Raw genomic sequence first — 12,484 nt, 5'->3', positions numbered from 1 at the left:
GTATGTGAAGTTTTCACAGGAAAATTCTGCAATGACGTCCTAAGAGGGGATATTTTTCTACTTACTTACATCGAACTCAGGTTAAATAGTGTTTAACCCCAGTTCTTCTAAATATTTATTGTGCTCCTCGGTTTTAATTCGAATACGCTCATTTATTTCGGTTAATTTTTCATGCACCTTCTTCAAGTTAATTTGCTCTTCTTCTTCGGCCGTACTCACATATCTTGAAATATTCAGATTGTAGCCGTTCTTTTCAATTTCTTCCATTGAAACCCTGCGGGCGTAACGTTCAACTTCATCAGGGCGGTTTTTATAAGTGTTTACAATACTGTTGATGTTGTCTTTATTCAATGAGTTTTGTCGCTTACCTTTCACATAATGCTCACTGGCATTGATGAACAGTACATCATCTTCTTTCTTGCACTTTTTCAAAACAAGGATGCAAACAGGGATACCTGTTGAATAGAATAAGTTGGCTGGTAGTCCAATCACTGTGTCAATATGATTGTCCTTCAAAAGTTTAGTTCTGATTTTTTCTTCTTGACCACCACGGAATAGGACACCATGTGGTAGAATGATGGCCATTGTACCTTCCTGGCTGAGAAAGTGAAAGCCGTGTAAGAGGAAGGCAAAGTCAGCGGCTGATTTGGGTGCCAGACCATAACTCTTGAAACGAAAATCTTCGCCCATGGCTTCATTGGGTTCCCAGCGCAAGCTGAAAGGTGGGTTGGCGACTATGGCATCAAATTCTGTTTTCTTAGATGGGTTCATTTCGTTCAAAATGTCCCATTGGTTTTTTAAAGTGTCGCCATGGTAAATTTCAAACTCGGTGTCTTTCATGCCATGCAAAAGCATGTTCATTCTTGCCAGGTTGTAAGTGGTGATGTTGTTTTCCTGACCGTATATTTTGCCAATAGTGCCAGCTCCTTTTGTTTGTTCTTTGAGCTGATTACGCACATTCAAGAGCAATGAACCTGAACCACAAGCAAAGTCTAATACTTTATCCAGTTTCTGTTTAGGACCTGTTGATGGGTCTTGACTATCGAGCGTAACTATTTTAGAAAGAATGGTTGAAATCTGTTGAGGCGTATAGAACTCACCTGCTTTTTTTCCTGAACCTGCAGCGAACTGACCAATCAAGTATTCATAGGCATCGCCAAGCGTATCAGTGTCGGTGGAGAACTCTGCTATACCTTCTGAAATTTTCTGAATGATGGTGCAAAGCTTCTTGTTTCGCTCAGCAGGTGTTTTACCTAATTTCTCCGAATTCAGGTTGATTTCAGAAAATAAGCCCTGGAAGGAATTATCAAAAGATTCGTTTTCAATGTAGCGGAAGCCTGCTTCCAAGGTGATAAGCAAGTCAGGGCTTTGGGTTCTTGCCAGTTCGGTGATGTTGCTCCACAAATGCTTGGGTTTGATGACGTAGTGCACCTTTCTTCGCATCTGCTTTTCAAACTCCGATACATCTTCTGCATTGGCTTCATACCAAAGGGCTAAAGCAGTGCGACCATCATCTTCTTCTAGTTTTGGGTAGTCTGAACCCAATTCTTTTTTTGCCGATTCTTCATAGTTGCTCGATAAGTAGCGCAAGAACAAAAACGAAAGCATGTAATCACGAAAATCGTCTGCATTCATAGAGCCCCGCAGGCTGTCGGCTATTTTCCACAGGGTTTTGCCTAGTTGGTCTTGTTGTTTTTGTGTCATGAACTAGGATAATTGCTGATTGATATTATTTAAAGCTTTTGAAACAAATATAGGATTGGCAAACAATGATCTCTTTCGGTCACTCCATGTTTCTAATTCATTTAATATTTCAGCTTCATTTTCCTTACCTTTCTCGGATTTGATGAAATCAATGGTTGACAATAGCTCCAAACCGAAAGGTGAATAGTAACCGGAAAGAAACTTTTTTGTCTTGGTTACAATTTCGTTGTATGCTTGATTTTCGGGCAGTTCAAGAAATGCTCGCACATCTTTTTCTGCATCCATGATCAAACTCAATTCTTCAAAAGGTTTTTTATCTTTTGAGCTGTAGCCCATTACGTAACTTCCGTTGAGATGATAGAGTACATGCCTTACTTTCCCCGAATAAGGGCCATAGAAATTGGGTTTGAATTCTAACTTGAAGGCATCTTTTGCACCGAATCGCTGAAGAAAGTAAGCCACTTTTTCTGCTGCAAATTCTGAAACAAACTCTCCATTACGCACCAAATCGTACAACACGGACAGCATCATAGCACGAGCAGGTGTGAGTTTGACGCGCTCTTTCTTTAAGGTTTCCTTAATTGCATGTGTGGGTTCATATAAGTAAATCACGCAATCGAGCCCTTGCAGTTTGTGTTCAATCATGGCTCGCACTTTCGTCCAATCCAAACCACCGTTTCCCGAACCCAAAGGAGGAATGGCTATGGATTTAATTTTCTTCTCTCGGATAACATCAACCAAGGCATGTAATCCCTTCTCGATATATTCATATTCCGAAGGGTAACGCCAATGGGTTTTTGTAGGGAAGTTAATGATGAATTTCTTACCCGATAAAAGCGATTCTTCTTCTGTTACCAATAAGTCACCAATTTTGAGTTCTTTGTTCTTACATGCTTCCTTGTAAACCTTGTAATTGTTTGGAAACTGCTTTTTGAACTGTAAAGCAATGCCCTTACCCATCACACCCACCGTGTTCACGGTGTTGACCAAGGCTTGGGCGGTACTATCCAAAATGTTTCCTGTCAAATAATTTATCATGGCTTAAAAATATGCGTTTGATCTAATTCGTATTTGTTGCTCTGCTACTCCATATCTTATCAGTTGGTTTTTTGCTGCCTCATTTCTAACTACAAAACCTAAAACTGATCGAAAGGGCAAATCTCCCAAAAGCAAGAACTCTGCTTGCATGCGCCTCTTCAAATCAAGATCATTAGGATTTTTCCAGTCTCTCACTTTCACCGCTTGGAAATCAACTTGATTGTGAATATCCGCTACATCCTGTGGTCCGAATTGAGAAGAGAATGAATCCACCGCGTGTCCATTAGTGTAAACAAACTCCTGATTGTTATCAATAACTTTTTGTATTGAAGTTACACAATAAACAATATCTTGAGCATGGGTCACAGGAACTCCATTGAATCCATTTTGAATAACATAAAGCATGGGCATTCTGGGACCAAAATAGAATGGAATGTACTTCCCAAGGGTTCTGCCATTATCGAGCAAAAAGGCATCTCGCGTTGAAATTAGGGTTGGGTCTCCAATGGGCGTAAAGTTGGGGTTGGCATTGGCAGAAGTTCTATGGGTAATACCATGCAACAGAATATGCGGCACATTGGCAATGTGCGTCATACGGTACAGGTATATTTTACTCAGGTCTGCCATATTCAATTACGAGTTTACAATTGCGAATTACGAGATTTCATGGTCTTTTGAATAGAGCCGAGAATTTTACAAATCTCTTCAGCATCGTTCAATAAACTTTCAGATTGTTCTAAACTCAGATAACCTGTTGCTGCAACAATTTTCCCAATACATGGATTCTCTAGCTTCTTTGTAAGCGATACTCAGTTTTGAAATTAAGGCCTTTTCACTCTGACCGCCAATGGATTCTTCCACGTTGGCACCAATGGAAGTTCCACTTCTCAAAAGCTGCTTTGATAATACGTACTCCTTTTTTTCTAACGTTAGGTATTTGTACAAATTCACAACCCTAACCGCAAAGGCAAATGATTTCTGTTGTATAATGTTTTCATTCTGCATAATACCTAATTCTCAATTCATAATTATTTAAGCAGTTTTCTGTTTTCAGCTTCAAGCAAAACTTTCATCTGCTGAATGGCTATTTGATTGAGTTTAACTAGTCTTTCTTTTTGTGGCATTTGTTCTTGAATAAATACGGCATTCAAGTTTTCCATATTGGCTAAACAAATGAGTTCGTTCATGCTGGCATAATCACGCATATTGCCCTTGAGGTCAGGATTAGCATCCCGCCATTGTTTGGCCGTCTTTCCAAAAAGAGCCACATTTAGTACATCTGCTTCGCTGGCATATACAATAGCGGTTTGTGCAGGTGTTAGCTCTTCGGGGATTAGATTTTGCTTGATGGCATCGGTATGGATGTGGTAGTTGAGCTTTGCCAGTTCTCGTTTGGCGCTCCAGCCCAGTTGCTTTTGTTCTTCTTCTTTGAGGCGTTGGAATTCTTTTATTAAATAGAATTTAAACTCTGCACTAAGCCAAGAAGCAAATTCAAATGCAATATCTCTATGAGCAAAAGTGCCACCGTATCTACCTGTTTTAGAAACGATGCCTATTGCATTAGTGGTTTCTATCCATCTTTTGGGTGTTAAAGCAAAGCTATTTGAACCCGATTGGTTTTTAATTCCATCGAATTCGATGGAATTAAAATCAGGGTTGTTAAACATTTCCCATAACCCCATAAATTCAATGGTACTTCTATTTCGCATCCAGTTTTGCAAAATATAATCACTGCGTTCAGCATCTCTGTAACGAGCTATATCAGTCAGGCTGATGAAATCTTCCGATTTTTCAGAGTAGACGAGAATATCCTTGCCTTTTATGTTTATTTTTTGACTTTTAGCCATTGATATGCTTTTTAATGGTAACGAATTCACCCTATTTACGAAGGTTGAATTCTACCCCCTTTACAAAGTCGCGTTTTATCCTGTATATCTTTCCCCCTCTTAAAAATCATGTTGAGACCATTTTTGGAAACAAGCCCTGCATCAAGCCCTTTTTGTGCAGTTGTAATTCTTCAATTTTATCCTGCTGGGCGGTAATGAGTTCATCTACAGCCGATAAAGAAGAGGCAATTTTTTCCTGTTCAGTTGGATCAGGAATAAGGAAGGAGAATTCTCTGATTTGCTTTTGAGAAAGCATAGGGACGGCAGAAGATGTGCTATTCCGTGAAACTTCAGCTTGAACTCTATCCCCAATTAGAATGTAGTATAAAAATTTTGGGTTGCACGTTATATCTCTTAGAAGCACCATGCTAGGGTTTATAGTTGCCATTCCAATTTCTTTATCAATAATTGCACAATCACCTAGAGTACCCCTTTGCGAAAAGATTATGTGGTTCATTTCGACCATTATTTCTGGCGATTCGTAATATTTCTCCCAACTGAGATAAGTTCGGTCCGACAGATCAAGTAGTTGGTTTTGAATATTCTTACCTCCAAGCACTAAAACTCCTTCTCCTTCTTTTACCAGATCTTGCTTTGTATATCCACGATATCCAATCCTTCCTTTAACAAGGCAATTCTCTTCTACAGTTGATGGTTTCCAGACACCTTTACCTTCAAACTCAGGAAAACGAACTCTTGGCACGGTTTCGCCTTCTTGCGGGAAAAGGTTTTGCAGTAAGCCTTTTTTGTGCTCTTTGAGGGCGGCCAGCTTATCGTTGTGGGCGGCTATCAGCTCATCTAAAGAAGAAAGGCATGAGGCGATTTTTTGTTGTTCGGCTTCATTGTCTATGACAGGTAATTCACAGGTTATAATTTGACTTGGATAAATGTGTTTGACCGTAGTACCTGAGACCAATTTTATTATCTCTCGTTTTGAGTGATTTAGAAGATAGCTTAAGAAAATCGAGTTAGTTCCTTTGTAAGGTCTAAGAATATTCATGTCTCCACCAAGGATGACATTACCCAATGTTATCGCAGAAGCTCTTGCAAGTCCGTCAGGCGTAACATCTGAACTTGGCATTAAAACATCACCTGCTTCACTTTTGAATCCATCTTGTTTATCGGTCCTTGAATAAACTCTAGAAATTACTTCATTGTATTTTGTGAACAACTCTCCATAATGAATGCATGGCTCGGAACCATCTTCAGTAATGTCTGATTTAGAAAAAGTACTACCCCTAAATACATCACAGTAATCGTCAATAGGACTTACATTCCACTCTTTGTTTTCAAACTCAGGAAAACGCAACTTTGGTATCAATTTCTTACTCATTTGTCTGAATCAGGATTTTCGGGATTTATGGATTTCTTGATTACCGGCATGGGAGTATTTGGGGTTATAGACCTTTTTGAATTGCAGGCTTTTAGCCCCAAAATTGATGAGCAGTCCGATGGGTTTATCGTAAGCTACCACATAGTTTTTGGCCTGTGCCAGGTGTACATCTTCCAGGTTAATGAGTGCTTTTAATTCAACCACCACCAGGTTTTCAATCACGAAATCGGCTCTTCTGCTGCCCACCTCAATGCCATCGTAATAGATTGTGTGTTCCTGCTCTCGTTCAAATGCTATACCTGCCCGCTCCAGTTCAATGGCCAGGCAACGCTGGTAGATCACCTCTTGGAACCCATTCCCCAAGGTGTTGTGCACTTTCATGGCACATCCATTTATCGTATAAGTAAGCTCATCCAATTTCATTGATCAATATTTAATCCTGTTCATCCTGTAATCCTGCAAATCCTGATTCAGACAATTTACTCCTGCCCATCCCATCATCCTGCAAATCCGTGATTCAGACAGTGTAGGCATCCAAGCCGCTTATTTCCCTGTCGCCTGCCTGCTTTTTCAGCAAGGGTATCAAATCGGCCATGAGGGCGGTTTCGGCTTTGCTGCGTTCTTTCCAGCTCAATCCCAAAGGCTCCATCAGGTCGGTGAGCTTTTCCCCGTCAAAAATCATTCGGCTCATGATTTTCTCTACAAAGCTTTTGAGCTCTGCGGTTTGCAAGCCGTGGGAGTTGGCAATGACTGCCAGTTCTTTATCGTACTTCTCTACTTTGTAGGTTTCAAAGTTCTTTTTCAGTTCTTCGGCTGTTTGCCCTGTGGACCAATCTACCTGTTCGATAAAATCGGTCAGGTCTTCTTCTTCGTCCATCAGGTTAGCATTCGACTTGAGCAGTTGAATTACCTGCGCCTTGGTCATTTTCTGCTTAGAAGGTTTCTTTTGGGTGCTTTCGGCAATCAGGCTCATGATGTAGTCGTAATCAATCACCGCAGAAGCAAAGAGTACAAATTCAAAATCCAATTGCTGAATATCGTCTGGTGTGTCTTCGTCTTCTTTTTGCTGTATTGCACGCAGTTGCTTGGCAGTTTCTAAATATGAGCTGCGGAACTCCTGCAAGGTTTCCTTAGGCAGAATTTTTTCAATCTGCTCTTGCTGCTGTTCATCCAAATCGGTGTATTGATCGAGTTGGGTTTTTAGTCGCTGTACTTCCTTGAAGTTTTTCACAAAAGCAATGCGTGCAGCATCTCCTTTCAGGTTGTACACTTCTTGCGGTTCATTTACCAAGTTGTGTTCTTGCATAAAGGCACCGAGTTTTTCAACCGCTTCCTGGTATTTGTCAATCACCACAGGTGCAGGATCTACCATCCAGATTTCTTTGGCTTTGCCGCCTTCTTCGCCAGAGAAGAGCGTAATGGCTTGGTTTACGGCTTCTTGTTGCGAACGGAAATCTAAAATATTGCCATAAGGCTTGGTATCGTTCAGCACACGGTTGGTTCGTGAAAAGGCCTGAATGAGTCCGTGGTATTTCAGGTTCTTATCCACGTACAAGGTGTTCAGGTACTTGCTGTCAAAACCCGTAAGCAGCATATCCACCACAATGGTGATGTCAATCTTGTTTTTGTGCGGATAGTCTTTATTACTGTACTTCTGGTTTTTGATGCGGCTTTGCACATCCTGATAGTACAGGTCAAAATTATTGATGTCGTGGTTGGTGCCGAATTGGGTGTTGTAGTCGGCAATGATTTCCTTCAAGGCAGCTTTCTTCTCTTCGGGATTGTGTTTGTTATCTTCCTTCTCTTGCGCCAGGTCTTCCTGAATCTGCTGAATGTCTTTGTTGCCTTCGGCAGGTGGGGAGAATACACAAGCAATGTTTAGGGGGCGGTAATCGGATTGGGACGCAAGTCTTTGCGTTTGTACAGCTTTAAAAAGGCGGTAGTATTCAATGGCATTATTGATGGAAGCGGTAGCCAAGACTGCATTGAATTTGCGGTGGTTAGTGGCTTTATCGTGCTTGTTGATAATAGCTTCTACCACTGCTTTTTGAGCAACCCCTTCTCCAGGCTTGGCATGTACCGTGCCTTCTCCCTTAAAATAGTCGATATGAAACTTGAGCACATTGCGGTCGTCTATCGCATGTGTAATGGTGTAAGCGTGCAGTTGCTTTTCAAAAATGCTCTCCGTGGTTTTGTAGGTTTCGTATTGGTCTTCACGGATTTTTTGGGTGGAATTCTGGTCAAAAATAGGCGTACCTGTAAACCCAAAAAGCTGGGCATTGGGAAAAAACTCTTTGATGGCTTTGTGATTCTCACCAAACTGCGAACGGTGGCATTCGTCAAAGATGAATACCATGCGCTTGTCGCGCAATGGTTCTAGGCGTTCCTTGTAGTTTCGCTTGTAAGTGCCATCTAACGCCAATCCCAATTTTTGGATGGTGGTAACAATTACCTTATCGGCATAGTCGGTAGAAAGTAAACGTCTTACCAAAGTTTCGGTATTGGTGTTTTCTTCTACACTGCCTTCCTGAAATTTGTTGAACTCTTCCCGGGTTTGGCGGTCAAGGTCTTTTCTATCTACCACAAACAGGCATTTTTCAATCTCCCGATTGTCTTTGAGCAGGGTAGAGGCCTTAAAAGAAGTAAGTGTTTTTCCGCTTCCTGTCGTATGCCAGATGTAACCATTTCCACGGTTTTGTTTCACGCATTCGTCAATGGCTTTCACCGCATAGATTTGGTAGGGCCGCATCACCAGTAGTTTCTGCTCTGTTTCTACAAGCACCATATACTTGCTGATCATTTCGCCAAGCGTGCATTTTTTCAGAAAGCGATCGGTGAAATCTTCAAGATGCTTGATTTTGTTATTCTTCTCGTCTGCTAAATGGTAAATGGGCAAGAACTGTTCATCGGCATTGAATTGGAAATGTTGCTTTTTATTGTTTGCGAAATAGATGGTATTGGAACGGTTGCTCACTATGAACAACTGCATGTAGCACATGAGTGAATTACCATAACCATTGCCGGGTTCGTTTTTATAGTCCACAATTTGCTGCATGGCTTTTCGTGGCGAGATATCAAGCTTCTTTAGCTCTATTTGAACAAGCGGCAAACCATTGATGAGCAGAATCACATCATAGCGCTGGTTGCTGTTTTCGGTATTCATCCGCAACTGGCTGATGACTTCAAAGTCATTCTTGCACCAATCTTTGTTGTTCACCAAAGTGTAGTGCAAGGGTGTACCATCTTCGCGCTCAAAGTACTGCTGCTCTCTCAGTTTTTTAGAGGCTTTGAATACATCCGGTTCAATGATTTCTTCACGCAAACGCAGGAACTCACCTTCTGATAAACGCACACGATTAAGCGCTTCAAACTTGGTTTTGAAATTCTGTTCAAGCGATTTTCTGTCCGTAATGTCAGGCCTATAGGTGTATTTCAATCCCTGGAGTTGCTCTATCAGGTGTGTTTCTATTTGACTTTCTTTACTCATTGTTACTCAATAGAAATAAGTTTTTGGTAACAAATTACCGTTTTTGCATAAAAGTCGGTTGTATAATGTTTCTTTCAAAGTAAGGCAGATCATTTACACCTATATGTTTAGCTAATCATTGCTTTTTAAGGTTTAGTGTTCAATTCGATTTTCCAATCTGTAAGTCTCTCTCTATGAAGCCTCCGCGGGTTGAAAGTACTTTTACTTTGCCTTTTGCACCCTCTATACCGTTTAGCTCAATTTCGAAAACGGCTTCTTTGGTTTCTCCGGGAAGGGTACGATCGAGATAAATGGTTTTATCGGCCAGGGTGGGAGATACTATCTTAAGTTTGGCCTCATCTCCACCTTTTAACAGTTCTCCGTTAAACTGAAGTTGTACCCGGTCTTCTCTCACTATCTTAACCAACTGGGCTTGCTTTAGGGCGGTTGGTAGCTGGCCCACATTGGTAAACTTAACTGTTACTCTGTAGGTGTTTCTGTTTTTCTTTTCAACCGTCACATCATTTAGCTCTATAAGCGGCAGTTCCATGGCCATTGCCAGGTTAAAGAGTGCCTGCTTTTTAGCCCATCGCTCCAGTTGCCAGGGTGGGCCATTTTGGCTAAAGAACTTAGGATGAAAACCGCCTATTTCTACCTCGCCAAGAGTGGGGTGAACAAATGGCTCCCATTCTCTGAATCCTCTGCCACCATTTTCCTCATCGTCCCACCGCAAGGCATCATAATCATCATAAACACCATCGTTGTCATAGTCTTTCATGGCTCCGTTATTCCACAGTTCATCGCCATACCAAATAGAACCGTAGTAGAAATAGCCGAAGTCTGGGCCATGGCCAAACAGTGGGCTGGGTTTTAGAGGGTCTCCGGTAGTGCGATTCACTTTGTAGCGGGTGGCGTAGGTTTCGTACACATCGCCTGCCCAGGGGTAATTGGTAATGGTAAGGCCAAGGCTGTCGTACTTTTTATAGAGTTCCAGATCTTCAGGATACATGCGTTCTTCGCTTTTCGAAGTACTGGGGGGTCTCAGGTGCATAGGTACGCGGGTGTCCATAGAATTCACTACGGAAATATTGGGGTGTGAAAGGGCCCAAAGCACGGTGTAACGAGACTCAGGTTCTGAAGTAGGGTAGGCCCCGGCTCCATACTGAGTATACCCTCTTCCTGTGGCATCTCCACCCACATCAGGTCTCCAGTTTTCCGGGTAGTTTCTGTGCAAATCCAATCCACCTATTCCATCTTCATTGAACCGACCATCTCCATCATTATCAATGCCTTCCGAATAAACAAAGTAGTCTCCACCTTCTTGTACCCGCTTCATCAAACGGCCCTTAGGATCTCTGGGGTCAATTATATGTGTACCCTCTTCGCCTTCTTTGGCTTTTACCCTAATTTGATAAATGATACCATCACCGTCCAGGTCTTCTTCATCGTCTTCATCTAACAAGCCATCCCGGTCATTATCATGCGGCCTTACGCTGCTTCGGTTTCTTTGAGCCGTATGCAAGTAGAGGTTGCTGCCATCGGGGTTGTTTTGTGGTCTCAGGTAAATGGCTTTGGTGTCAATAAGGTGGGTAATGGCCTCATCCACCCCGTAATTTTCCAGAAGGTGCCGGGTGAGCCAGAGAATGGACTCGCTGCTGGTAATCTCACCGCTATGCCGTCCGCCTTCAAAAAAGGCTGCCGGTTTATCGGTGTCTTTGCCGGTTTTTTTGTTGGTAATGGTCATTTGCAGAATCGGGCGGCCCTCAAAACTTTTGCCCACCTCGTAGAGGTCTACAATGTCCGGATACTTTTCTGCCCACAGCTTGTACCAGTAGTACATCACATCTACCGTATGATAACTCTCAAAGTCGAGCTGTTTGAGCGGTTCATACTGCACCTCGGGGTGGCGGTGTTGTCTGAAAAAACTCACTCCGTGCCTTTCACCTTTCACAGTGTAGTAGGTGGTGTCATTGTCAGATTCCGGCCAGGTCTCAGGGTTCAGAGATCTTACCTGAAAGGCCTGTAAGGGAGCCATAATCAGCAAACATAGAAATAGCGTAATAATTGATTTCATAAGATCATTTGGTTGAAAGGGGAAGATAAGAATATTCAACTGATCGAAGAATATTGTCATTCATCGATGGTTGATGTCGACTCATCGAATGAGCTCCGGAAAATTCATGAAATAGTTGTTGCTTACAGAGCATTTAACCTCATGAAACCTAGTATAACCATAAATAAAAGGGGGAAATTCTCAAAGCTTCCCTTGTTTCAAAAGAGCTTTACGGTTTTTTTGAACGAAAAAAGGCCTCTGAACGAGCCAAACTGGTGTCCGGTTTTTTGACTAACGGCCAGCAGGAGCGTATAGCAAGTTTAAAGGTTTTTGGTTGCGATATCGATTATCGCGTTTTAATTTCCGATCAGTCCTACACACTACAATTTTTGATTGAGGAAAACCCCATGAGCCAAGGCCCCCAAGATGGTGAAAAATACAAACTCATTGTAGAAGCAGCCAATGAGATTATATATGAGACCGATGCGGCCGGAGACTTTACTTATGTTAACCCCAAGACCTTAAAAGTAACAGGCTACGAGCGCAATGAAATAATTGGTAAATCATACCTGGAGCTTATTCATCCCGAATACCGCGAAGAGGCTCAGCAATTCTACCGCAAGCAGGCCGGCACCCGCGAAAAATCTACTTATAAGGAACTGCCCATTATTACTAAAAACGGAGAACAGTTTTGGATTGGGCTCAATGTGCAGTTGTTGGAAAACGCCTTTCAGATTATGGGTTTTCTGGGAGTGGGGCGCGATATCACGGAGAGTTATTATAACCGATTGGCTCTTAAGCAATCGGAAGAAAAATATAGGGGCATAATACAGAATCTTCAGTATGGCCTCATGGAAGTTGACCTGAACCAGAAAATTGTTTTTGCCAATCCGGTAATGACAGAAATAACAGGTTATACTCCTGAAGAATTGATAGGCAAAGTGGCTACGGAGTTTCTGGTAGACGAAGAGGCACGAAAGATTATAGCCTCTCAACAGCATAAG

General features: G+C 42.0%; 10 protein-coding genes. 1 reads left to right on the top strand and 9 read right to left on the bottom strand.

Annotated elements, in window-relative coordinates:
• Positions 1 to 81: 81 nt before the first annotated feature.
• From B3763_RS06340 to B3763_RS06300, 9 genes are all read right to left on the bottom strand, one after another.
• Positions 82 to 1,704 (bottom strand): type I restriction-modification system subunit M, encoded by a 1,623-nt coding sequence (locus tag B3763_RS06340; RefSeq protein ID WP_286744896.1) that lies wholly within the window; start codon positions 1,702 to 1,704, stop codon positions 82 to 84.
• A gap of 3 nt (positions 1,705 to 1,707) precedes the next feature.
• Positions 1,708 to 2,742, bottom strand: coding sequence for a type II toxin-antitoxin system antitoxin DNA ADP-ribosyl glycohydrolase DarG (darG, locus tag B3763_RS06335; RefSeq protein WP_286744893.1), 1,035 nt, complete (start codon positions 2,740 to 2,742; stop codon positions 1,708 to 1,710).
• Positions 2,743 to 2,745: 3 nt separating this feature from the next.
• The gene (gene darT / locus B3763_RS06330; protein WP_286744891.1) at positions 2,746 to 3,369 is read right to left on the bottom strand and encodes a type II toxin-antitoxin system toxin DNA ADP-ribosyl transferase DarT; all 624 of its coding nucleotides are present in this window, start codon (positions 3,367 to 3,369) and stop codon (positions 2,746 to 2,748) included.
• Positions 3,370 to 3,468: 99 nt separating this feature from the next.
• Entirely contained in the window at positions 3,469 to 3,747 is a 279-nt protein-coding gene (locus tag B3763_RS06325; protein ID WP_348655171.1) for a four helix bundle protein, read from the bottom strand.
• Between the two features lie 23 nt (positions 3,748 to 3,770).
• Positions 3,771 to 4,589, bottom strand: coding sequence for a KilA-N domain-containing protein (locus B3763_RS06320; protein WP_286744889.1), 819 nt, complete (start codon positions 4,587 to 4,589; stop codon positions 3,771 to 3,773).
• Positions 4,590 to 4,695: 106 nt separating this feature from the next.
• A complete protein-coding gene (locus tag B3763_RS06315) occupies positions 4,696 to 5,961 on the bottom strand; it encodes a restriction endonuclease subunit S (RefSeq protein ID WP_286744887.1) in 1,266 nt (421 codons plus the stop codon).
• A 9-nt stretch (positions 5,962 to 5,970) separates the two neighbouring features.
• The gene (locus B3763_RS06310; RefSeq protein WP_286744885.1) at positions 5,971 to 6,384 is read right to left on the bottom strand and encodes a GxxExxY protein; all 414 of its coding nucleotides are present in this window, start codon (positions 6,382 to 6,384) and stop codon (positions 5,971 to 5,973) included.
• A 94-nt stretch (positions 6,385 to 6,478) separates the two neighbouring features.
• Positions 6,479 to 9,448, bottom strand: coding sequence for a type I restriction endonuclease subunit R (locus B3763_RS06305; protein WP_286744882.1), 2,970 nt, complete (start codon positions 9,446 to 9,448; stop codon positions 6,479 to 6,481).
• Positions 9,449 to 9,587: 139 nt separating this feature from the next.
• Positions 9,588 to 11,501, bottom strand: a complete 1,914-nt coding sequence (locus B3763_RS06300; RefSeq protein ID WP_286744879.1) for a M14 family metallopeptidase — start codon at positions 11,499 to 11,501, stop codon at positions 9,588 to 9,590.
• 266 nt (positions 11,502 to 11,767) lie between these two features.
• Here B3763_RS06300 and B3763_RS06295 point away from each other — a divergent pair.
• The coding region (locus B3763_RS06295; RefSeq protein WP_286744877.1) for a PAS domain-containing protein at positions 11,768 to 12,484 on the top strand (717 nt) is incomplete at its 3' end.

The sequence above is a fragment of the Roseivirga sp. UBA1976 genome, assembly GCF_002336325.1.
Lineage (GTDB): Bacteria > Bacteroidota > Bacteroidia > Cytophagales > Cyclobacteriaceae > Roseivirga > Roseivirga thermotolerans.
Note: the sequence above shows the minus strand (reverse complement) of the source record. Positions and strands in the feature narration are given on the sequence as shown.